At 72.6% G+C, this 23,014-nt stretch carries 20 protein-coding genes; 5 read left to right on the top strand and 15 right to left on the bottom strand.

The features are described from left to right. The first annotated feature begins 116 nt into the window (after positions 1-116). Positions 117-638, top strand: a complete 522-nt coding sequence (msrA, locus tag KUM39_RS22430) for a peptide-methionine (S)-S-oxide reductase MsrA (RefSeq protein ID WP_217787551.1) — start codon at positions 117-119, stop codon at positions 636-638. Positions 639-894: 256 nt separating this feature from the next. Here the strand turns inward: msrA and KUM39_RS22425 are convergent, their stop codons facing one another. Then, positions 895-1,773 carry an alpha/beta fold hydrolase gene (locus tag KUM39_RS22425; protein WP_217787550.1) on the bottom strand — a complete coding sequence of 293 codons (879 nt, stop codon included), beginning with the start codon at positions 1,771-1,773 and terminating at the stop codon, positions 895-897. A 406-nt stretch (positions 1,774-2,179) separates the two neighbouring features. Here KUM39_RS22425 and KUM39_RS22420 point away from each other — a divergent pair, with 406 nt between their 5' ends. Beyond that, the gene (locus KUM39_RS22420) at positions 2,180-3,331 is read left to right on the top strand and encodes a glutathione-independent formaldehyde dehydrogenase (protein WP_217787549.1); all 1,152 of its coding nucleotides are present in this window, start codon (positions 2,180-2,182) and stop codon (positions 3,329-3,331) included. 119 nt (positions 3,332-3,450) lie between these two features. Here the strand turns inward: KUM39_RS22420 and KUM39_RS22415 are convergent, their stop codons facing one another. Both KUM39_RS22415 and KUM39_RS22410 read right to left on the bottom strand, forming a co-directional pair. Next, positions 3,451-5,877, bottom strand: a complete 2,427-nt coding sequence (locus tag KUM39_RS22415; protein WP_217787548.1) for a GH92 family glycosyl hydrolase — start codon at positions 5,875-5,877, stop codon at positions 3,451-3,453. Positions 5,878-6,088: 211 nt separating this feature from the next. Beyond that, positions 6,089-7,114 carry an endonuclease/exonuclease/phosphatase family protein gene (locus KUM39_RS22410; protein ID WP_217787547.1) on the bottom strand — a complete coding sequence of 342 codons (1,026 nt, stop codon included), beginning with the start codon at positions 7,112-7,114 and terminating at the stop codon, positions 6,089-6,091. Between the two features lie 161 nt (positions 7,115-7,275). On the opposite strand from KUM39_RS22410, the gene KUM39_RS22405 reads away from it, so the two are divergent. From KUM39_RS22405 to KUM39_RS22395, 3 genes are all read left to right on the top strand, one after another. Further along, complete coding sequence (locus KUM39_RS22405) at positions 7,276-8,064, top strand: SAM-dependent methyltransferase (protein ID WP_217787546.1); 789 nt, start codon at positions 7,276-7,278, stop codon at positions 8,062-8,064. 153 nt (positions 8,065-8,217) lie between these two features. Then, positions 8,218-9,393, top strand: a complete 1,176-nt coding sequence (locus tag KUM39_RS22400) for a ThiF family adenylyltransferase (RefSeq protein ID WP_308288205.1) — start codon at positions 8,218-8,220, stop codon at positions 9,391-9,393. After that, a complete protein-coding gene (locus tag KUM39_RS22395) occupies positions 9,390-9,995 on the top strand; it encodes a GNAT family N-acetyltransferase (RefSeq protein ID WP_217787545.1) in 606 nt (201 codons plus the stop codon). The genes KUM39_RS22400 and KUM39_RS22395 overlap by 4 nt, the downstream gene beginning before the upstream one ends. 239 nt (positions 9,996-10,234) lie before the next feature. Here the strand turns inward: KUM39_RS22395 and KUM39_RS22390 are convergent, their stop codons facing one another. From KUM39_RS22390 to crtI, 12 genes are all read right to left on the bottom strand, one after another. After that, entirely contained in the window at positions 10,235-10,747 is a 513-nt protein-coding gene (locus tag KUM39_RS22390; protein WP_217787544.1) for a DUF3618 domain-containing protein, read from the bottom strand. Further along, positions 10,744-11,169, bottom strand: a complete 426-nt coding sequence (locus KUM39_RS22385) for a phage holin family protein (RefSeq protein ID WP_308288204.1) — start codon at positions 11,167-11,169, stop codon at positions 10,744-10,746. Before KUM39_RS22385 ends, KUM39_RS22390 begins: the two co-directional genes overlap by 4 nt. A 62-nt stretch (positions 11,170-11,231) precedes the next feature. Further along, positions 11,232-12,308 carry a YihY/virulence factor BrkB family protein gene (locus KUM39_RS22380; RefSeq protein ID WP_217787543.1) on the bottom strand — a complete coding sequence of 359 codons (1,077 nt, stop codon included), beginning with the start codon at positions 12,306-12,308 and terminating at the stop codon, positions 11,232-11,234. 219 nt (positions 12,309-12,527) lie between these two features. Continuing rightward, complete coding sequence (locus tag KUM39_RS22375; RefSeq protein ID WP_217787542.1) at positions 12,528-12,728, bottom strand: hypothetical protein; 201 nt, start codon at positions 12,726-12,728, stop codon at positions 12,528-12,530. A 125-nt stretch (positions 12,729-12,853) separates the two neighbouring features. Further along, entirely contained in the window at positions 12,854-13,939 is a 1,086-nt protein-coding gene (locus tag KUM39_RS22370; protein ID WP_217787541.1) for a fatty acid desaturase family protein, read from the bottom strand. A 399-nt stretch (positions 13,940-14,338) separates the two neighbouring features. Next, the gene (locus KUM39_RS22365) at positions 14,339-15,940 is read right to left on the bottom strand and encodes an FAD-dependent oxidoreductase (protein ID WP_246620577.1); all 1,602 of its coding nucleotides are present in this window, start codon (positions 15,938-15,940) and stop codon (positions 14,339-14,341) included. Between the two features lie 46 nt (positions 15,941-15,986). Further along, on the bottom strand, positions 15,987-17,162 hold the full coding sequence (locus tag KUM39_RS22360; protein ID WP_217787539.1) for a DUF6545 domain-containing protein: 1,176 nt from the start codon (positions 17,160-17,162) through the stop codon (positions 15,987-15,989). Between the two features lie 76 nt (positions 17,163-17,238). After that, a complete protein-coding gene (locus KUM39_RS22355; protein ID WP_217787538.1) occupies positions 17,239-18,411 on the bottom strand; it encodes a hypothetical protein in 1,173 nt (390 codons plus the stop codon). Then, the gene (locus tag KUM39_RS22350) at positions 18,408-18,938 is read right to left on the bottom strand and encodes a sortase family protein (protein ID WP_246620569.1); all 531 of its coding nucleotides are present in this window, start codon (positions 18,936-18,938) and stop codon (positions 18,408-18,410) included. Before KUM39_RS22350 ends, KUM39_RS22355 begins: the two co-directional genes overlap by 4 nt. A gap of 400 nt (positions 18,939-19,338) precedes the next feature. Then, positions 19,339-20,355 (bottom strand): Rieske (2Fe-2S) protein, encoded by a 1,017-nt coding sequence (locus tag KUM39_RS22345; protein ID WP_217787536.1) that lies wholly within the window; start codon positions 20,353-20,355, stop codon positions 19,339-19,341. Next, positions 20,352-21,386, bottom strand: coding sequence for a phytoene/squalene synthase family protein (locus KUM39_RS22340; RefSeq protein WP_217787535.1), 1,035 nt, complete (start codon positions 21,384-21,386; stop codon positions 20,352-20,354). Before KUM39_RS22340 ends, KUM39_RS22345 begins: the two co-directional genes overlap by 4 nt. Then, the gene (gene crtI, locus KUM39_RS22335; RefSeq protein ID WP_217787534.1) at positions 21,383-22,924 is read right to left on the bottom strand and encodes a phytoene desaturase family protein; all 1,542 of its coding nucleotides are present in this window, start codon (positions 22,922-22,924) and stop codon (positions 21,383-21,385) included. The genes KUM39_RS22340 and crtI overlap by 4 nt, the downstream gene beginning before the upstream one ends. Positions 22,925-23,014 lie beyond the last annotated feature (90 nt).

Raw genomic sequence — 23,014 nt, 5'->3', positions numbered from 1 at the left:
GGGCCGGGGGCCACCGCCCGGACGGTCGCTCCGGACGGGTAATAAGCTGGAGGACCGTGACAACCGGCACGTCGAAGGCGGTGTGCCGGTGCGGGATCGAGCTTGAGGAGCGACCGATGACAGTGGGAACAGAGCGGGCCGTACTGGCGGGCGGTTGCTTCTGGGGCATGCAGGATCTCATCCGCAGGCAGCCCGGCGTCCTCGCCACCCGTGTCGGCTACAGCGGCGGCGACACGCCGAACGCGACCTACCGGAACCACGGCGACCACGCCGAGTCCATCGAGATCCTTTTCGACCCGGCCGTCACCTGCTACCGGGACATCCTGGAGTTCTTCTTCCAAATCCACGACCCGACCACGAAGGACCGCCAGGGCAACGACCTCGGCCGCAGCTACCGCTCCGCGATCTACTACACGGACGAGCAGCAGCATCGCGTCGCCGTGGACACCATCGCGGACGTCGAGGCGAGCGGGCTCTGGCCGGGCAAGGTCGTCACCGAGGTCGAGCCGGTGGGCGACTTCTGGGAGGCCGAGCCCGAGCACCAGGACTACCTGGAGCGCTATCCCGACGGCTACACCTGCCACTTCCCCCGGCCGGGCTGGAAGCTCCCGCGCCGGGCCTCGTCCCCGGCGAACTGAGCCACCGCCCACCGGGGCGCGACCGGTGAGTGCGCACGGGAAGCGTGCACACCACTCCATCGCCGCGTGAACGCCCGGCGGTCATCCGGCCAGCAGATTGCATGGTGAAGCAATACGGTCGTCCCCTCTGCGGCGCGGGGGGGACGACATGAGCGACTCATCCGCGATGCCTCCGGCACCCGGAGCGGCAGGCCGCCGATACCGCTGCCACCGGGGTCACGACCCGGTGCGTCAACTGCAACGGCTGCCGCTGAAGCTATGCCTGACGGGTCATCAGCTCACGGTGAGTCGTTGTCCGGGACTCCGGCTCACCGATGAACTCGCGGAGATCCGCCAGCAGTTGATGTCCGTGCGTGGCGAACAGGCCGTGACCGGCGTCCTCGTAGACCCTCAGGTCCGCGTCTGTAAGCAGGCGGGAGGCCCGTTCGCCGGTGACGGGCAGCGGTGCCGAGGTGTCGTGGGTTCCGTGGACGAGGAGGAACGGGACCGTCAGCGAGGACAGTTCGGCGGTCACGTCCAGGGTCAGGCTCAGCCTGCGCACCGCGTCGGAGGCGCGGAGCGTGGAGGTCAGACAGCGGGCGATCAGGTGGTCCACGTAGGCGGGGGAGACCCGGTTGCCGGGGAGGTGGGCGGCGAAGAAGTCGTCCGCCGACGCGGCGAAGTAGGCGGCGCGATCGGCGCGGAACGCCGCGTCGTCGGCCTGGACGAACTCCGGGCCGATGCCGTTCGGCAGGCTGGGGGAGCGGCCGATGCCCGGCACCAGTCCGGACACCAGCGCGGCCCGCGCCACCCGTCCGCCGCCGTGCCGGGTCAGACACCGCACCACCTCGGCCGCGCCCACCGAATGCCCGATCAATGTCGCCCGGCGGAGCCCCAGATGAGCCAGCAGCCCGTGCAGATCGTCCGCCAGGGTGTCCAGGTCGTAGCCGCTCCAGGCGTCGTCCGAGCGGCCGTGGCCCCGCCGGTCGTAGCCGACGCAGCGGAACCCCGCCTCGGCCAGCGGGAGCGCCTGGGACTCCCACATCTCGTGCCCCAGATAGGCGCTCGCCGCGAACACGGCGACCGGACCGGAAGCCGGGCCGTGATCGGCGTAATGCAGCCGGACACCATCGACGGGGCTCTCGAAGTAGGGCATGGCGACTCCTCGCTGTTCAAGGCGGGTGCGGGCGGGATGTGCCCCGATCCGCCGACATTTCCGATCTTCCCGGCATCCGCCCGCCCGGTCGATTACCCGCGACGTCAAGCGGGCCGTGTCGCTCCGCACGGCATGCCGGTCCGTGGGTGGCCGCGCGTGGTCATGGGTGCGCCCGGTGTCACCGCCGACGGCCGCGGGAGCGGGCGCGAAGCGGTCGGGGGCCGGGGTGCCGACGGCCCGCGCCGACCGGGTTGCGACCGGCGGCGCACAGGCGTTCCCTGGAAATACCGGCGGTGAAGCGAGCGCATGGGGCCACGGCACAGACCGAGGGCCGCGCCTTCCTGTGTGCCCCGGCAGCGGTGCTCCCTCGCCGCACCGGCCAGCGCGCGACGCGGAGGTGACAGAGGTGAAAGCCGTCGTATACGAGGAACCGTTCACCGTCACGGTGACGGACGTCGATGATCCCGGCATCCAGCATCCCAACGACGTGCTCGTCCGGGTCACGTCCACCGCGATCTGCGGTTCCGACCTGCACATGTACGAGGGGCGCACGGCGGCCCAGTCGGGCATCGTGTTCGGACACGAGAACCTCGGCATCGTCGAGGAGGTCGGACCCGGTGTGGTCTCCCTGAAGAAGGGCGACCGGGTCGTCATGCCGTTCAACGTGGCCTGCGGGTTCTGCAAGAACTGCCTCGCGGGGAAGACCGGGTTCTGTCTCACGGTCAACCCCGGATTCGCGGGCGGCGCCTACGGCTATGTGGCGATGGGCCCGTACAAGGGCGGCCAGGCCGAGCTGCTCCGGGTGCCGTTCGCGGACTTCAACTGCCTGAAGCTGCCCGCCGGTGAGGAGTTCGAGACCGACTTCGTCCTGCTCGCCGACATCTTCCCGACCGGCTACCACGGATGCGAACTCGCCCAGGTCTCACCGGGCGAGACGGTCGCCGTCTACGGTGCCGGTCCGGTCGGCCTGATGGCCGCGTACTCCGCGCTGCTGCGGGGTGCCGCCAAGGTGTTCTCCGTCGATCGCGTGCCCGAACGGCTCGCCAAGGCCGAGGAGATCGGTGCCATCCCGATCGACTTCACCCGGGGCGACCCCGCCGAGCAGATCAAGGCCCAGACCGGCGGCGAGGGCACCGACAAGGGCGTGGACGCCGTCGGCTACCAGGCCCAGGCGCACGACGCCAGCCACGAGGAACCCGCCATCGTCCTCAACGCGCTGGTGGACACCGTCCGCCCGACCGGCATGCTCGGCATACCCGGCCTCTACGTGCCCTCCGACCCCGGCGGCCCCGACGAGCACGCCAAGCACGGCCAACTCCTCGTCTCCATCGGGAGGATGTTCGAGAAGGGCCAGCAGATGGGCACCGGGCAGTGCAACGTCAAGCGGTACAACCGGCAGTTGCGCGACATGATCATCGCGGGCCGCGCCCGGCCCAGCTTCGTCGTCTCGCACGAGTTCCCGCTCGACCAGGCACCGGCCGCCTACGAGAAGTTCGACAAGCGGATCGAGGGCTACACCAAGGTCGTCCTGCACCCGGGTCACCTTGTGTCGGCCTGATCGCTCGATGGCTGATCGCCCGATCCCTTGATCGTTTGATCGCCTGAGAGGAGACGCCTACCGGCGGTCCGGGACATTCTCCGGACCGCCGGTAGGCAGGTGTCGGTGTCGGCGGCTGCTCACTTCGGCAGATCGGCCTCGCCGGTCGCCCACCGGGTGTCCGGCTCCGTGGCGAGGGTGAAGTCCAACGTCCCTCCGCCGAGCGTCAGTTCACCGTCCGCCAAGGAACGGGTCAGCGGCGCTCCATCCTGACGCACCCCACTCACGTACCGGTGTGCGTCGTCGGCGTCGGGCGCGGTGAGCACGATGTCCGGGCGCCCCGCACGGTGAACGACGGCCTTCGGGAAGACCGGGGCGCCGAGCAGCCAGGTCGCGCGGCCGGGTGTCTGCGGAAAGACGCCGAGCGCCGAGAAGACGTACCAGGCGGACATGGTGCCGAGATCGTCGTTACCGGGCAGCCCGGTCGGTCCGGTGCCGTAGACGGTGTCCAGGATCTGCCGCACCGTGGCCTGCGTCTTCCAGGGCTGTCCCAGCGCGTTGTACAGCCAAGGGGCGTGGATTCCGGGCTCGTTGGTCGGGTCGTAGCGCAACGGGTCGCCGCCGCGCACCGACCAGGAGCCGTCCGCCGTGTGGAAGAAGCCGTCGAGGCGGGCGGCGGCCCGTTCCCGGCCGCCCATCGCGGCGGCCAGCCCCGCCACGTCCTGCGGCACCATCCAGGTGTACGTGGCGCTGGTGCCCTGCGCGAAGCCGCGGTCGCTCGCCGGATCGAACGGCGTCACCCAACTCCCGTCCAGGTTACGGGCCTGGACGTATCCCGTGTCCGGGTTGAACACGTTCCGCCAGTACGCGGCCCGCTCCCTGAAGTCGTGCGCCTCGGCCGTACGGCCCAGCAGCGCCGCCCACTGGGCGAGCGCCGAGTCCGCCACCGCGTCCTCCAGCGTCTCGGCCGCGCCGCCCCAGCAGTGGCACACGTCCTGCGCCGCGTAGTGCGAGGCCACATACTGCGCGAGATTGGGCCGTTGGCCCACGCACTGGCCGGGGCACCCCGCGTCCGACAACTCGTCCGGCGTCGGCACGGTGGCCTGCCGGACCAGGGAGTCGAACGCACCCCGGTAGTCGAAGTTCCGTACACCCATCGCGTAGAACGTGGCGAGCGTCGCCGCCGAGGGATCGCCCGTCATCACATGCGTGGCGCCGCTGACGTGCACCCACCGGTCCCACGTACCGCCGTTCTGCCGCGCGAAGTTGAACAACGACTGTGCGAAGTCCCCCGCCACGGTGGGCTTCAGCAGTGCCAGCAACTGGATGTGCGCCCGATACTGGTCCCAGCCGGAGAAGTTGCTGTACTGCGCCCGCTGTCCGCGTTCCAGGCGGTGCACCGCCTGGTCCATTCCCCAGTAGCGGCCGTCCCCGTCGCTGATCAGGTTCGGCTGCATCAGGCAGTGGTACAGCGCGGTGTAGAACGCGGTACGGCGATTCGTGTCGCCGCCCTCGACCCGTACGGCGTCCAGCTCGCGGTCCCACGCGCGGGCGCCATCCCGTGCCACGTCCGCGACGCTCGCGCGGGGCGTTGTCTCCCGGCGCAGATTGGCCTCGGCGCCCGCGAGATCCACGTACGAGATGCCGATCCGCATGTGGACATCGTTGTCGGCGCCGGTGTCGAAGCCGACCCAGCCGCCGGAGCCGCGTCCGGCGCGGTTGGCGCCCGTGTCGTAGCCCTCGCCGCCGGAGGCCGTGGTCGAGCCGGGGGAGACGGTGGCGTCGTGCCAGGTGCCGGTGGAGGAGAAGGCGCGGTCGAAGGAGGCACTGAAGTACAGCCGGTAGTAGCTCTTGCGGTTGTTGGTCCCGCCGTTGGCGCGTCGGCCGCAGAACGCGCCGGTCAGCACCCAGCCGGTCACCTTGCGGTGGGCGGAGTCGATGTCGATGTGCGCGTCGGCGCTGCCGTTCAGCGAGTTGGAGACCCGGAACAGCAGGTTGGCGGGCCGGTCCGCCGGAAAGGTGAAGTCCGCGACCCCGGCCCGCTCGGTGACGGCCAGGTCCGCACGGGCGCCCGAGGCGAGGCGGAGCGTGTACCGGCCCGGCGTCGCCTTCTCGTCGGCGTGGGAGAAGTCGGCCGCGTACACCGCGTCCTTGGTGTCGGCCGACGGCGACGACGTGACGTCCCCGACGAACGGCATGATCGGCACGTCCCCGGCCGCACCGGGATTGCATCCGGCACCGTTGACGTGCGTCAGGCTCAGGCCCCGGATGCGCTGGGCGTTGTACTCGTAGCCGTTGGCCGCTCCGGTGCTGGTCTGGTCGCCGGTCGTGCTGGTGGGGGACCAGGCGATCATCCCGAACGGCAGGGTGGCGCCGGGGTAGGTGTTGCCGCCGCCCGCCGAGCCGATCAGCGGGTCCACCAGGGCGGACGGCTGTATGCCGGGGGAGTGCGGTGCGGCTGCCGCCGGTGCGGAGAAGGGGGCCGCCACCGTGAGTGACGCGGCGACGGCCACGGCCGCCACGGCCGTTCCGAGCTGTTTCGCCGCGCTGAGCAGGGGTGGGTGCATAAGTGAAGTCGCCTTTCTGCGAGGGGGGTTGGGCAGGGAGGCGTGGTGAGGCTAGGGGGTCGGACGGTGAGGCGGAAGAGGGCGGATGGTGGGGGCGGTGAAGCGGGGGTGAACGGTGGGGGACACGGGCCGTGTTGAGAGCGTCAACTCGGCCACTAGCGGGCGGGCCGTGTTGAGAGTGGTCACTCGGCCACCAGCGGTCGGGCCGTGTTCAGAGCCTCAACTCAGCCACCAGCGGCCGGTGATCGGAGATTTCCGCCCTCGGCGCCCGTACCTCCGCCGAGACGGTCACGCCGCGCCCGAGGATGTGGTCGAAACGCACCAGCGGCCGGTGCGAGGGGTAGGTGGCGGCGCGGGCCAGGGTGCGCCACCTCGGCCCGGGCGCCGGGCGTGTGTGCCAAGGCAGTCTGAGAGAAGCCGAGTTGAGCACGGTGGCCGGTACGGCTCCGATCAGGTTCAGGTCGCCCAGGAGGACGTGGGGGAGAGGCATGTCCGCCGTCCAGCGGTGGAGGGCCAGCAACTGGGCGCAGTTCCAGCCGGGTACGAACGACAGATGCGTGGCGATGACGGTGAACGGGCCTTGGGGGCCGATCAGTTCGGCCGCCAGTGCCGTTCGGGGCTGGTCCCGTACCGGGGTCAGACCTGGTCGGCCCGGCACCCGGAGCGGAAAACCTACCGGGGCCGGGGGCAGACGCCGGACGTGCCAGCGGCGTACGGGGAGGCGGGTGAGCAGGGCGATGCCGTGAGAGGGCACCTCCTGGCTCGTACCCGTGTCCCGGCTCTTGCTTGCGGCGCTGTCCGGGCCGAGGGTGTGCAGGCCCCGGTGGGTGGGGGAGGGTGTCCAGCCCGCGTCCGGGAGGTAACTGCCGTGCACGGCCGAGGCGTAGCGCCAGTCCGCCGCGCGTGCCGCCCCGGCGCACTCCGCCGCCTGGTCGGCGCCGCCGGACCTGACCTGGAGCCGGTCCAGTTCCTGGAGGGCCAGCACGTCCACGTCCAGCGACCGCACGGCCTCGCGCAGTCCCGCACCCGCGTCCGCACCCCCATCCGCGTCCGCACCCGTGCTCACGCTCGCGCCAGGGACAGAGCCGGGGACCGGGGTCGAGCCCAGGTCGGTGCCCGTTTTCGTGTCCGGTGCGCCCGCCGGACGCTCCGGCTCCGGGCGGCCGTCCGGGCCGATCCGCCGCCCGTGCAGGACGTTGAACGTGCCGAAACGGACGGCCGCTCCCGCCGCCTTCATGAGCGCCCCGCCATCGCCCCGTCACCGAAGGTGATGTCGGCGTGCCGTGGTGCGCGCCGGGCCGGTCGCGGAGTCAACTCCCGTTCCACGTAAGGATGATGATGTGCCACACTCAATGATCGTCCGTATTCTTCGGCCACGAACGCGCGACGGAGCCCACCATGACGACCGGCACACCCAGCCCCCAGCAGATCGACACGAGCACGGCGCACCCGGCGCGTGTCTACGACTGGCTGCTCGGCGGCAAGGACAACTACCCCGTGGACGAGGCGGTCGGGGAGAAGCTGCCGCCGGAGGCGCGGGACGCCGCCCGGCAGAACCGCGAGTTCATGCGCCGTGCTGTGGCGTGGCTGGCCGGGCAGGGCATCGACCAGTTCCTCGACATCGGCACCGGCATCCCCACCTCGCCCAACCTGCACCAGGTCGTCCAGGAGATCACCCCGGCCGCGCGCGTCGTCTACGCCGACAACGACCCGATCGTCCTGCGGCACGCCGAGGCGCTCCTCGTCGGCAGCCCCGAGGGTTCCACCGACTACGTCCAGGCCGACGTCCGCGACCCGGAGCAGATTGTCGAACGGGCCCGGCAGACCCTGGACTTCGACAAGCCCGTTGCGCTGTCCCTGATCGCGCTGCTGCACTTCATCACCGACGACCAGGACCCGTACGGCCTGGTGCGCGATCTGGTCGCCAAGCTGCCCTCGGGCAGCTACCTCGTGCTCTCGCACGCCGCCTCCGACATCTTCTCCGACCTGGCTGCCAAGGTCACCGAAGAGTACGCCAAGGGCGGCATCCGGCTCGGCCTGCGCACCCGCGAGGAGGTCGCGCGCTTCTTCGACGGTCTGGAACTCGTCGAGCCCGGTCTCGTCACCGCCACCGACTGGTACCGGGGCACCCCGGAGCACACCATCGAGCAGAGCGGCATCTACGCGGGCGTGGCCCGCGTCCTCTGAGCGCGGCGCGGGCAGCGGAACCGGGGCGCACAGGCGCGTAAGGAGCGTCCCGGTTGTGCGCTGGTGGCACTCTCGGTCGAGCATCAATTCGAGCGTGCGCCCCCGAGTGAAGCTCCGTTTTCCAAGATCACCGGACTGCTAGCGTCCGTTTCCGTGACCCCAACACACCTCTCCGCCTCCGGGCGGACCCCGTCATGCCCGGACGCCCACGACCCGCCGCAGGACGCCCACCGTCCCGTCCTGCTGGACGCCCGCGCGGACGGTACGGCGGCGGCTCTCGCAACACTGCGTGACTCCGGCGCCGTCCGCGAGATCCACGACCGCATCGAGGAACAGCTCGAAGAGCTGGTGCGCTGCCTGCACCCCGGTGAGCGCTTCGACGCCGGGCGGATGGCCCGCGCGACGGCCGACCTGCGCTGCTCCGCGTCGCCCCAGCGATACGGCACCTGGGTCTGGTACCCCTGGTCCGGACGGCTCGTCCACCTGCTCCCCGAGGACGATTTCCGGCTGGTCCGCACCGACCGCAACCGCGACAAGATCACCCGCGAGGAGCAGAAGGCGCTGCTCGGCCGCCGTATCGGTGTCATCGGGCTGTCCGTCGGCAACAGTGCCGCGCTGACCTGCGCCCAGGAAGGCGTTGGAGGATCGTTCCGCCTCGCGGACTTCGACCGGGTCAGCCTCTCCAACCTCAACCGGCTGCGCGCCGGGGTGCACGACCTCGGCATCGAGAAGACCGTGCTCGCCGCCCGCCAGATGTACGAGATCGACCCCTACCTCGACATCGAGATCCACCGTGAGGGCGTCACCGAGGACACCATCGGCGACTTCTTCGGCCCGGCCGACGCACCCGCCATCGACCTGCTCGTGGAGGAGTGCGACACCCCCTGGGTGAAGGTCGCAGCCCGCGAACACGCCCGCCTCCGGGGCGTCCCGGTGCTCATGGACGCCAACGACCGGGGTCTCCTCGACGTGGAACGCTTCGACCAGGAACACGGGCGCCCTCTGTTCCACGGCCGCGCGGGTGACCTCACCGCCGCCGACGTCCGCGACCTCGACCCCGCCGCCGCCGTGGAGTTCCTGCTCCGCGTGGTCGATGCGAGCCGGATCAGCCCGGCCATGACCGACGCCCTCGGCCGGATCGGCACCAGCCTGTCCAGCTGGCCCCAGCTCGCCAGCGGGGTCGCGCTCGGCGGCGCCCTCGTCACCGACGCCGCCCGCCGCGTCCTGCTCGGCCGCCCACTGCCCTCGGGCCGCTACTACGTCGATCTCGACACCCTCGTCGGCGGCGCGCCCGCCCCCGTCCCGGCGCCGGTGGGAGCCGCCTCATGACGACCGTCCCCGAACTGCACGGCGCGCACCTCTGGCTGCGCGAGATGCGCCCCACCGACCTGCCGCCCTTCACCCGCATCCACACCCACCGGCTGCTCACCCGCTACCTCGGCAGCGACCGCATGGACGACCACCAGGTGCAGCACGCGTTCGCCCAGACCCTCGCCCAGCCCTTCGCCCACCCGCGCCGCAAACACACCCTCGTGGTGTGCGCCCCCGGCGACGACACGATGCTCGGCACGATGGGACTGCTCGTCGAGGACTACGGCAGCAACGGCATGCTCACCGGCCTCGTCCTGCTGCCCGGCGCCTCCGTCAGCGGCCACGGCCACGAAGCGGGACGGCTGCTCATGGCGTACGGCTTCGGGCGGCTCGGCCTGCACCGCATCTGGGCCGGACACCGCGCCGACCACACCCGGATGCGCGAGGTGATGCTCGCCGCCGGACTCCGCCCCGAGGCGACCCTGCGGCAACTCTTCCGCACCGGGGGCGCCTGGCACGACGTCACCACCTACGCCGCCCTCGCACCCGAGTGGCGTGAGACCGCCTCGCACCTCGAACACGCCATCCTCGACGGCGACCGCACCCCCGTACCCGCCTGACCCCCGCCGCCGCCCGCGGCCCGCGTCGCACGGGCGCGCCCGCCCGGACACCCGCGCCTTCCCGACTCCACCCCCGGACACCCGACGCCACCGAGCCCATCCGCGCCCCGGCACCCGGCGCCACCGCGCCCGCAGCCGCCTCCCGCGCGCCGGAACAAGCCGCGCCCCCCGGGACAGACCGGGGAGGTCCGGCGCCCCCACAGCACCGAACCTCCCCTGCCCTGCCGACCGTCGGCCGGTCAGTTCTTGCGGCGGCGCACCGTCAGCCACACCAGCGCCACACCGGTCGCCGCCAGCAGCGCCTTGCGGTTGTCGCGCGCCAGCCGGACACCCTGCGCGGCCCGCTGCCGCAGCGGCTCCGGGGCCTTGTCCTCCCACAGCCGCTCGGCACGGTCCGCCGCGACGCGGGCCTGCCCGGCGGCCCGGGCGGCCTTGTCGCGGGCCTGGTCGGGCAGCCGGTCCTGGGCCTGGCGGCCCGCGTCGGCCGCCTTCGCCCGCAGCCGCTCCGCGCCGTCGGTGGCGCGCTGCCGCAGCTCGCCCGCCTTCACGGCCGCCTGGTCCTTCAGCTCACCGGCCTTCACCGCGGCCTGCTCCCGGACCTCGGCGGCCTTCTCCTGCGTACGCGCCTTCACATCGGCCTTGGCGGCCAGCGCCTCGACGGTCTCGCCGAGTTCGTGCCGGGTCTGCTCGACCTGCTCGCGCAGCTCCTCGGGGCTCGCGGCGGTCCGCTCGTCGTGCGGAGGCTGGGTCATCGGTGCGCACTCTCCTTGATCTCGGCCACGTCGGCCTTCACGTTCTCGATGGTCTGCTCCGGGGTCGGCGGGGTGGCCGCGACGACCTCTTTCCTGCCGGTCAGGGCCAGCACGGCGGCCAGCGCGCCGAGCACCGCGGTCACGATCAGCGCCGCCGCCCACACCGGCAGCGCCACCGCGAGCCCCGCGATGGCCGTGACGACCAGCGCCTCCAGCATCAGGAACCCGACGAGACCCGCCCCGCCGAACAGCCCGCCGCCCTTGCCGTACCGCTTGCCCTTCTCCTTCATCTCCGCCTGGGCCAGGCGGAGTTCACCCCGCACCAGCTCCGTAAGCTGCTGCGACGCCCGCTGTACCAGTTCGCCCACCGGCTCCGAGCCGTTCTGCGCGCCCGGCGCACGATGTGCCTCGGTACTCGACACGGCGATCACCTCCCGTCGTTTCGTTCTCTGTCCTCGGCCTGCCGCGTCCCCCCCGGCAGGTCTCACATGTCGTCCAGCCGCCGCACGTCCGCCTCGTCCCAGGCACGGGTGTCACGGGGACGTGTGTACGGTTCGGCCTCGGGCGGATGCCCGCCCTCCACGGCCCGTCGGCGCATCGCCTCGGCGTCGAACTCCAGGCCCATCAGAATCGCCAGGTTGCTGATCCACAGCCACACCAGGAACACGATGACGCCCGCCATCGTCCCGTACGTCTTGTTGTACGAGGCGAAGTTGGCGACGTAGAACGCGAAGCCGCCGGAGGCGATCAGCCACACCAGCAGGGCCAGGAAACTGCCCGGCGTGATCCACTTGAAGCTCGTGATGCGGGCGTTCGGCGTGGCCCGGTACAGAATGGCGATCATCACGGTCACCAGCAGCACCAGCACAGGCCACTTGGCGATCGACCAGACCGTCACCGCGGTGTCGCCCAGGCCCAGCGCCTGCCCCGCCTGGTTCGCCAGCGAACCGGTGAAGACGACGATGAGCGCACCGGCCACCGCCAGCACCATCAGCACCACCGTCACCCCGACCCGCACCGGCAGGATCTTCCAGACCGGCCGCCCCTCCGGGATGTCGAACACGGCGTTGGCCGCGCGCATGAACGCCGCCACGTAACCGGACGCCGACCACACCGCCAGGACCACACCCACCACGGCCATGACCGAGCCGACACCCGCGTGGCTCTGCAACTGCTCCACGGCGTCGGTGATCACGGTCCGAGCCGAACCCGGCGCGATCCGGCGGAGGTTGTCCAGGACCCGGTCCGTCGTGGAAGCGCCCGCCATGCCGAGCAGCGAGACCAGCACCAGCAGCGCGGGGAACAGCGCGAGCACCCCGTAGTAGGTGAGCGCCGCCGCCCGGTCGGTCAGCTCGTCCCGCTTGAACTCACGGAGCGAGTTCTTCAGCACCGCGCCCCATGCCCGCTTCGACAGATCGGTGGGTGTGTCGGGTGCGGCTTCCTCGACCTCGGGGGCGGGACCGACCTCCTCGGGCGACGGCACCTTCAGGTCGGGTTCCGTCGCGCCGACGTCCCCGTCCGCGTGATGATCTTTTCGCCCTGGAAGATGCAGCTTCGTCATGGCTTCCGGGTAACCCGGCTGCCGGGGATCACGCCCGGTCGGAGCCGTACGCACCGCATGCTCACAAAGCCGCCACCCGCCGGTCCCGGACCGCCCGATCACGTTCACGCGCTCTCCCGCCGTCGCCCACCGTCGTCCCGCCGAGTCGTCCCGCACGGTGAGAGGTGGCCCGCACCGAGGCGCGGGCCACCCCGTCCCTCGCGCGACGGGCCGTCCGGCTCACGCGGCCTCGGGGTGCTCCCCGGCGGACGGAAGCGCGCCGCCCCCGCCACCATCGGAGCTGTGCACCAGCCGCAGATGACGGCGGACCCGCTTGTGGCGCGGCGCCGTCGGCTCTCCGAGGACACGGTCTTCCAGACGGTCCATCGCGAAGAGCAGGACACCCAGCACCGGCAGTACCGAAACAGCGACGGCGATCACCTTGGTTTCCTTCCAGCGACGACAGGAACCGGGTGCCCCCTGCCGTCGCCGGGCACCGGAAAATCCCTGTGAAGGTCCGGTGACCTTCACGCGCCGCTCCGCCGACCGGACACCCACTCGCCCGGTCAGACGCGGGTGCCCCGGCGTATCGGCTCGCCCACCCGGTGCAGATGGGCCAACGCCTCGCGGTACGACGCGATCAGCCCCGTCTCGTGATACGGCACCCCCGCCTCCGCGCAGTACGCCCGCACGATCGGCCGCGCGCGGCGCAGATGCACCGTCGGCATGCTCGGGAACAGATGGTGCTCGATCTGATGGTTGAGCCCACCCAGCAGCACATCGGTGAGCGGACCGCCCCGTACGTTGCGCGAGGTCAGCACCTGTCGGCGCAGGAAGTCCAGCCGCTGTTCCCCGGTCAGGGTGGGCATCCCCTTGTGGTTCGGGGCGAAGGTGCAGCCCAGATAGACACCGAACAGACACTGGTTCACCAGCAGGAACAGCGCCGCCTTGCCCGGCGGCAGCACCACGCACAGCGCGGCAAGATACGCGGCGAAGTGGACCAGGAGCAGCCCGCCCTCCAGTACCCGGTGCCGTATCGACGCAGACCGGAGCGCCCGCACCCCGGCGACATGCAGGTTGAACCCCTCCAGGGTGAGCAGAGGAAAGAACAGCAGCGCCTGTCGGCCACCGATCAGCCGGGCCAGCCCCGTGCTGCGGCGGGCCTGACCGGTGGACCACACGAGAATGTCCGGGGCCACGTCCGGGTCCAGGTCCTCGTGGTTGGGGTTGGCGTGATGGCGGGTGTGCTTGCGCGTCCACCAGCCGTACCCCATGCCGATGCCCAGGTTGCCGAAGATCCGCCCGCCGATCTCCGAGGCGCGGCGGCTCCGGAAGACCTGACGGTGGGCCAGATCATGCGCGACCAGTGCCACCTGACCGAACACGAAGGCCAGGAACGCAGCGACGGCGAGCTGCCACCAGCTGTCCCCGAGAGAGGCGAACGCCGTCCAGCAGCCCGCGTACAGCACGACCACGAGGCTGAGGCGGACTGTGTAGTAGCCGGGGCGCCGCTCCAGCAGCCCCGCCGCCGCGATCCGCCGGGAGAGCCGTGCGAAGTCGCTGCCCGCCCGGTCCTCCACCGGGTCGGGCAGTAGTCGGCCCGGCGGGAGAGCCGGGAAGGTCGGGAGAGCGGTGTCCGAGGAGATCGTCATGACCACCATCCTCGGGACCGGGCGGCGCCGGAAACAGCCAGCTCACCACCGTCCTTACGAAGGGCCACCACCCCTGTCCGACCGGGGGTTAACCCCCCGCCCGCACCTCGTACCCGGCGCCCCACTCCCACTCCCGCGCCCCGCACCAGATGCGCCGCCCCCCGGCGCACCACATCCCGCGCCCGGCGCCCGGCGCCCAGTGCCCCAGACCCCGCGCCCCGCACCCGATGCGCCGTACCCGGCCCAGCATCCCGCGCCCGGCGCCCGCACCCAGTGCCCCCTCACACCCCGCACCCGGCACTAGGCGCTCCGCGCCCCATCCCCCCGGGTCCCAAACCCCAGCCCCGCCCCCCCAGTCCCGCACCCACCCCCAGCCCCGCCTGAACCCCACCCCCAAGCTCAGGAAGAGGCCGGAGATGCCTCCTGCCGCCCACTCCGCTCTCCCAGCCCCCCCAGGAACGCTCGTTCCCCCGAGGTCAGCGGCGGCCCCGACAGCGGCGGCAGGGGAGATCCGGCCAGTGCTGCGAGCACCGTCGCCGGACGCATCAGCCGCCCCGGACCCGACCGCATCCCGGTCACGTCCCACAGTGCGGAGGCGGCGGCGTACGAGCCGGTCGCCGCCGAGGTGAGCCGCTGCGAGTAGGCGGCCGCGAGCCGGTCGCCGAAGGTGGGCCGACCGCCTTTGACGTCCGGGTAGAGCACGTCCGTGCTCACGGCCAGCGTCCACGCGGACTCCACCGACTCCGACGCGGCCCGCTGCACCCTGCGCGACAGACCCGGCGCGGCCAGCGCGTCCCGGCCCAGCTCACGGCCGAGCGCCAGCGCGCCCAGCGCGGCGACCGACATGCCCTGCCCGTACAGCGGGTTGAAGGTGGCCGCCGCGTCGCCCAGCGCCACGAACCGCTCGGGCCAGACACGGCACTTCTCCAGATAGCGGCGGGAGTTGCTGGTGCTGTGGCTGGTGAACACCCCGGTCACCGGCTCCGCGTCCGCGATCAGGCGGCCCACCAGCGGGCTCGGCAGCGCCAGCGCGTAGGCGAGGAACGCGTCCTCGTCCTTGGGCGGTTCACCGCCGCGCGAGCCGCCGAGGCTGACCATCCACTGGCCGTTCTCGATGGGCACGATCATGCCGCTGCGCCCCGGCCGACCCGTGTAGGGATTCGGCTGCACCAGTGTGAGCGGCCACTCCTCGGCGCCCGCCGGAGTCCGGTACACGCGCGTCGCGTTGACCAGCCCGGAGTCGATGTTCCGCTCCCGGATGTCGTGAATGCCCAGCGCGTTCAGCCAGTTGACGACACGGGTGCCGCGACCGCTGGCGTCCACGACGAAGTCCGCCTCCAAGGCGCCCCCACCTCCGGCGCCTTCTAGCACGTCGTCCCCGCCACCCCCGGAAGCCCTGGAACCGCCACCCCCGGAAGCCCCAGAAGCCCCGGAACCGCCACCCCCGGAGGCCCCGAAACCGCCGCCCCCCGAGCCACCCGCACCGTCCGCCCCCACCAGCCGCAGCAGCTCCGCATCCAGCGGCTCCTGCCCGACCCCGGAGATCCGCACCCCCCGCACCCGCCGGTCCGTGCCCAGCAGTCCGGTGACGTGCGCCCGGCGCACCTCGATGCCCGGTGTGCGCAGCACTGCCGTCCGCACCGCCCAGTCCAGCAGGGCCCGGCTGCACGTCATCATCAGGTGCTCGTCGCGCCGCCACCGCCGGAACCAGCCAGCGGGCGTCAGCGCCAGCATCCCCGAACTCAGCGACAGCTCCCGCGCGCCCGAGGCCAGCAGATGCCCGCGCATGTCCACGTCCGGGAGCAGGTCCTCCATCGCCGCGAGCCCGCCCGGCATCAGCAGATGCGCGTGCCGACCCTGCGGCACGCCCCTGCGGTGCTCGGGCACGGCGGGAAGTTCGTCGCGGTCCAGCACGATCACGTGGTCCACGGCCGTGGACAAAGCCGCTGCGGCGAGCATGCCGGCTATTCCGGCACCGATGACGACAGCTCTACGCGACATCATGCTCCTCGTTGTTCCAGCCAAGAGAATGTTCGGCCGAAAGAGTTCAGCCAAAAGAGGTGCTAACGGTACCCTCGCGGGCCCGTCTGACCACCGAGGACCCCGTCAACGCCCGTGCCAGCCGCACCAGTTCGCCGGTCTCGGAGAACTCGGCGGTGCGCAGCCGGGAGGCACCGGCCGGATCGTCGGCGCAGGCGGACCGGTGCACCTGCCGGGCCGCCACCACCACCATCGCCGCCACGGCCACGTACCGCGACTCGTCGGCGGGTACCCCCTCCGCCCGCGCCTCGTCGTAGGCGCGCTCCCTGATCCGCCCGTCGTAGCGGGTCTGTAGGGCGAGCAGGGCGTCCAGGATGCGCAGTTCACGGTAGTAGAGGCGACCGCGTGGCAACTGCCAGCGGGACGCGGACGGTTTCGGCGCGGTCGGCACGCGTTCCAGCTCCGACCAGAGCGGGGCCAGCGCCCGGTAGTCCCAGGCACTGCGCCACTGGGCGCGGGCGGCGGGCAGCAGCCGGGGGATGAGGAACCCCATGCTGTACATCAGGCCGCCGAGCGACGCGGCGGGCGGCGCCACCACCGTGGACAGGAAGTCCAGGTCGTGCCCGCTCCACCGGGCCACCACCGCCGTCATCTTGGCCAGCACGAACCCGACGACGTCCAGCCCCACCCCGACGATGATCAGCCGCAGCCCCGTGCGCAGCAGCCCCGTCACCTCGCGCGACCAGCGCAGGCACACCGCCAGCATGATCAGCGTGCACACCGCGTGCCCCACGAGGTACAGCACGATCATCTCGCGCATGTACGGCGTGTTCGCGTAGAACGTGTCCAGGTCGGTGAGCCGCTCCTCGGGCGCGTCCGCGAGCGCGAACAGCGTGACCACGGCGACGACCAGCAGGCCGTACGCGCCGACGACCCCCCACAGCCAGCGGCGCACCCGGCGCCCGGACCCGCCCCGCCAGTTGATCAGCAGCACCAGCAGCGACGCGCTGTACGCGGAGATCGCGCCGTAGGTCATCGGCGCGCCGAAGTTGGGCACGCCGGTCAGCCGGTTCACGGCGGCCAGGGTGACCGGCGCGGAGCAGAAGAAGCACACCCCGCCGAGGAACGTGGACACGCAGGTGGACGCGATCAGCGGGTCGCCGAGCGCGGTGCGCGGTCTGCGGAACAGCAGCAGGGCCGCGAGTCCGAGGAAGCATGCCGTCGTGTACACGACCAGACTCATGGTCGGGGGACTCCGTTCAGTGCCCGGCGCGGTGCCTGTGGGGGGTGGGGGAGGAGCGGGGAGCACGGCACGCCGGTCACCGCGCCGGGACGCCCTGCGGCACGGGAGCGCCGGACCCGCTCCCGCGCACGGCGGAGAGTTCGTCGGCGATGCGCAGCAGCGCCGGGAGGCCCGGCCGGGCCGGGGCGGCGGCCTCCGCCGGGTCCGGTGCGTGGTGCTGGTCCCGCACGCGCGCCGACCGGGTCGCCGCGACCACCGCCGACGCCCAGGCCGCCGCCTCCGCCCGGTCCGGGTCACCGGTCGCGGCGAGCCGGTCCGCGTACACCCGCCGGTACAGGCCCTGGTCCAACTGCCGGTCCAGGTAGGACAGTCCGTTGTAGACGCTGTTCTGCCGCCAGGTCAGCCAGCCGTGCGCCGACGGCCACGACGGACGCGGCACCCGCAGGTACTCGCGGTCCAGGAGGTCCTCCAGCGCCCGCTCCAGCGGCCGCAGCCGCACGTACTCGCGCCAGGTCCGCACATGGGTGGCGAGGTGGTGCCAGGCCAGCGGGATCATGATGCCGGTCACGGTCAGCGCGGCGCCCAGACCCGCGCAGGCGGGCGCGAGGTCCGTGCCGAGGAACGACCAGTCCCGCCCCGACCACCCGGCGACCACGGCGACCGTCTTCGCCGAGCTGTACCCGGCGGTGACGACCGTGCCGGTGCCCATCGTCAGCAGCCCCGCCCGCAGCGGCCCGTGCACGTGCCGGGCCCAGCCCAGCGACCGGAACGCGCTCAGCGACACCGCCGTCAGGTGCGCCAGCAGGTACAGCACGATCATCTCCGCGACGAACGGCGTCGTCGCGTAGTACGTGTCGAAGTCCGTGCGCCGCTCCACCGGGGTCTCGCCCAGCGCGAACGTCACCGCGATCCCGACCAGCACGGCCGTGTAGCCCAGCACCCAGCGCAGTGCCGAGCGGACCATGCCGGGCCCGCCGCGCCAGCACACGATCAGCACCAGATGCGCCGCGCCGCACGCGGTGATCGCGCCGTACGTCAGCGGTGCCGCGAGGTTCGGCACCCCGCTGACCCGGTTGATGAACCCGACGGTCGGCGGGGCACCGAACAGGAAGCACAGGGAGGCGGAGGCCAGCACTCCGGTGATGGACAGCAGGAATGGGTCGCGCCGGTTCCGGATCAGGTCCGGGGCCTTCACGAGGAGTCCGAGCCAGAGGATGCCGAAGCTGACGTAGTTGATCAGGCCGCTCATCTGCCGGTCCCCCGGTAGTCGAGGGCGGCGCCGATCCGGCTGGCCAGGTCGTCGCCCACGTCACGGTGCGCGCCGTAGGCGGAGTCGGGGGACGCCTCCAGCCACGGGCGCAGCTTGTCGCCGATCAGCATCCCGAACAGGTCGGCCCGCTGCTCGGCCGCCTCCAAGAACCGGGTCCGCGCCGCCGTCGCGTGCGTGCCCTCGCCGTCCGGCAGGGCGGGGGCACCGGCCTCGTGGCCCGTGCTCTGGTCCGGGTCGTCGTCGGCCATGTGCCACACCTCGTGGCCCAGGATGACGAGCTTCATCCACGGCGGGGCGTCCGCCTCGATGATCACGTCGTCCCGTGTCTCGCGGTTCAGCCACAGCCCGGTGGTCGTGGTGTGCGGCGGGAAGTTGACCTCGTGCACCACGATGGGGCGCCCGCGCCACCGGGTCGCGGACTCGACCAGCGCCCGCAGCAGGTCGTCCGGATCGGCGGGGAGCGGGACGCTGATGGGATCGATCAGCTCCTTCACGAGCCGACGCATCTTCCTTGTGGTACGCACGTTCTCCCCACGTGTGGCCGGCGGTCGCTGGACCCGCCGGGGCGGCGCTGCTCAGCGTATTCAAGAAGTCACCCGGCCATGCAATATGCCAAGTTCCGGGGTGGTCGGCCAGAGCCCGGCGATTCCGGACCAGGCAAAGGACGCCGGAAAAAGGGACGTTGTACGGAAAACGGGCATGTCGGAGCGGCTGCGGTGGCCGGATTTTACGACCACTGTGCGGACTTCGGGCGCGTATGCCTGCCTGCGGGCGGGCGCGGACCCGGGGAGGCGCCGTCTCCAAACCCGCGCGTGCGGACCGATCCGGCCAACCCCCTGCCCCCGCCCGGCAGGTCCGACCGGCCACCCGTACGGGGCCCGCCGCGCCGCCCGGCGGTGCGCGCCGCTATCCGGGGAAACGCCCCGTGGACCGCAGCTCACAGCGCCGTTCCGCGTAGGCCAGGTCGTCACGCCACAGCCGCCCGGCCGCCGCGCGGACCAGCGGCCGGAGGACCGGGGCCGCCCGGCGGGCCAAGGCGAAGCCGGGGCGCCCGGAGGCGGCCACCACCGCTTCGACGACCGCCGTACGGGGGCGGCCCCGCGCGTCCGCGCCCAGCGGGGTGGCGTGCGTCTCCACCACCGAGCCCCGTCCCTCACCGTCGGTGATGCGCATCACGACCGTACGCGGCTCGGGCGCCGTGAACACCGCCCGTACCGGAACCACCAGGCGCCCCGCCACCTTGAACGACACGTCCACCGTGAACCCGTCCGCCCCGTCGCCCCCGGAATCCGCCGGAGTGTCCACCACGGTGAGATCCACGAACGAGTACGGGTGGAACCACGCGCCGTGCCACGGGTCCAGCCGGTTGGCGACCACGTCCTCCGGCTCGCACACCCCGATGCCGACGTACACCGCCGCGAGCGAACGGGCCGCGTCGGGCCTGCGGGGCACCACCGGGGTGTCCGACGGCGTCTCGCCGCCCACCTCGTCCAGCCGCACCCACAGCAACACCCCGTCGTCGTACGCCGGGAACGGACTCCACCCGGCGAACGGCGCCCCGTCGAGGGCGAGTCCGTGCCAGTGGCACACCAACGTGCCGCAGCGCACCGGGCTGTCCCCGAGCGGCGCCCCCAGATGCGGGCAGACACCGGAACCCGCCACCGGCCGCCCGTCCGCCCCACGCCACACGACGACCTCCCGCCCGGCGACGGTGCGGGACAGCGGACGGTCCGCGCGCAGGCCCCGACTGGCGCCGACCACGAACCAGTTGCCCGACGGACGCCCCTGCGCCCGCTTCAACGCAGCGGCGATCACGGAGGGTTTGGCCTCACGCCAGGTCGGCCGCTGCCGCTCCCACGGCACGGCATGACGCCGCAGGGACAGGGGGAACCGCCCGCGTCCGGACGGCCGTTCGGCACTCACGCGACCTCCTGGGGTACGGCATGCCGCGCCGCGGCACGCCGGGACAGCGGCCCGGCAGCGACGAACGTCCGCTCGCGGGGCTTCGGTTGCCGTGCCTCACGCGCCCGGAGGCGGGCCGCCGCGAGACGGGTGAGACCGTCGGCGGCCACCACCGCACGGCGCCCACGAGGGACCACCGCCCGCCGGTGCAGCACCGCGTACCCGTCCGCCGCGACCGCGTCCAGGATGCCGCCGTACAGCACGAACGCCGTCCGGATGCAGGGGCGGGACACCGGGTCGAGCATCGGCAGCCCCGGCGCCGCCTCGCGGTAGACACCCCGGGTGAGAGCCGCGAATTCCTTGAGCGCGGCGGTGATCCGGGGCTCCGGGCGTCCCGTGGCGCGGCTCCAGCGCAGCAGGGCGCGGTCCACACCGTGCGCCGCCAGCAGGTCGCCGGGGAGGTAGACACGGCCCCGGTCGAGGTCCTCGCCCACGTCCCGCAGGAAGTTGCTCAGCTGGAACGCCACCCCGAGCGCCGCCGCGTGCGGCTCGGCCTCCGCACGCGGCACCACCGTGCCCAGCACGGGCAGCATCTGGAGCCCGATCACCGCCGCCGACCCGTGCATGTAGCCCCGCAGATCGGCGTACGTCGGATACTCCGTGACCACCAGATCGGCGCTCATCGCCGCCATGAAGTCCCGGAAGTGCCGCCGGGGAATGCCGTAGCGGCGCGCGGTGTCCGCCAGCGCCAGCACCACCGGCTCCTCGCTCGGCCCGCCGCGCAGCCCGTCGGTCAGGCTCGTCTGGAGCGCGGCCAGTTCGGCCGCCCGCCGCTCCGGACGGACGCCCGGATCCATCGAGTCCACGATGTCGTCGGCCCAGCGCGCGAACCCGTACAACGCGTGCACGGCGGGCCGCCGCTCCACCGGCAGCAGCCGGGTCGCCAGGAAGTACGTCCTGCCGTGCCGGGCGTTGAGCGCGCGGCACCGCCGGTAGGCGGCACGCAGCACCGGATCGGTGATGCCTGCCGCGTCGAGTTCGCGCCGGGTCATACGGTCAGCTCCTTCCGGTGGGCCGATGAGGTACGGGCACGGCCGGAGCCGCGCCCCGGCGGTCCGGCGATCCGGGCGGCGGCCAGCTTCCCCGACAGCAGCACCGTCGGGACGCCCACCCCCGGAGTGGTCCCGCACCCGGCGAGGACGGCGTTCTCCGTGCCCCGCACCAGATTCCGCGGCCGGAACGGACCGGTCTGCGCGAAGGTGTGCGCCGCCGAGAACGGCGTCCCGGCCGCGTGCCCCCACGCCCGCCAGTCCGCCGGGGTCACCAACCGCTCGCACACCACGGACGACCCGATCCCGTCCAGGCCGCGCCGCTCCAACTCCCGCAGCAGCACGTCCCGGTAGCGCGGACCGAGCCCCTCCCACGCCCGCGCGCCCGGACCCACCTCGGTGTTGGGGCACGGCGCGAGGACGTAGAGCAGATGGCGGCCCGGCGGGGCGAGTCCCGGATCGGTCGCCGTGGGGCGGGTGATCAGCAGCGACGGATCGCTCATCAGCCGCCCGCCGCGCGTCAGTTCGTCGAACGTCTCCCGCCAGGCGTTGCCGAACGAGATCGTATGATGCGCGAGTTGGGGCCAGGTCCGGTCCGTGCCGAGATGCAGCACCACCGCCGACGGCGAGTGCCGCAGCCGCAGCGGACGCCGGGGCCGCCGCCCCAACAGCCCGTAGGCGACGGGCAGATCGGGGGTCAGTACGACCGCGTCGCACGGGATGCGCTCGCGGTCCGTGACGACCGCCGTGACCCGCGAGCCCGACCGCTCCAGCCGGTTCACGGATGAGCCGTAGCGCAGCTCGGCACCCGCCGCTGCCGCCGCGTCCGCCATCGCGCGGGGCAGGGCGTGCATCCCGCCGCGCGGGAAGTACACCCCGGCCACGGTGTCCATGTACGCGATCACCGCGTACGCCGCGAGCGCCCGGCTCGGCGGCACGCCCGCGTACAGCGCCTGGAACGTGAACACCCGCTTCAGCCGCTCGTCCTTGAGGAACCCGCCGATCCGCGCGTCCAGCCGACCGAACCCGCCCAGCGCCGCCAGCCGGGCCAGATCCGCGTTCAGCAGCCCCAGCGGCGAATCGAAGTTGGCATCGATGAACCGGCCGATCTGCGCCCGGTACACCTTCTCCAGCCAGGCCCGCAGCCGCAGATAGCCCTCCGCCTCACCGGGACCGGCGAACCGCTCCACCTCGGCCGCCATCGCCCCGGCCCCGGTCCGCACGTCCAGAGCGCTGCCGTCCGCGAACCGCGCCCGGTACGCCGGGTCCAGCGGCACCAGCTCCACCCGCGCCCGCAGGCTGTCCCCGACGGCCGCGAACGCCTCGTCCGCGATGTCCGGCATGGTCAGCACCGTCGGCCCGGTGTCCATCCGGAACCCGTCCAGCTCCAGCCGCCCGGCCCGCCCGCCCGGCAGCGCCTCCCGCTCCACCACGGTCACCCGCCGCCCCGCGCCCAGCAGATGCAACGCGGCCGACAGCCCGGCCAGTCCGGCACCCACGACCACGACATGATCGGTACGGCCGGGGAGAGTACGGATCATGAGCGGGACTCCTCGGGTGCGGGGGGCTCGGTGCGGGGGCTCGGGAGCAGCGGGTCGGCAGCGCGGGCGGGGACGACGCGACGTACTCGG

Source organism: Streptomyces corallincola (assembly GCF_019104725.1).
Classification (GTDB): domain Bacteria; phylum Actinomycetota; class Actinomycetes; order Streptomycetales; family Streptomycetaceae; genus Streptomyces; species Streptomyces corallincola.
This window is presented reverse-complemented; position numbering and strand designations above follow the sequence as displayed.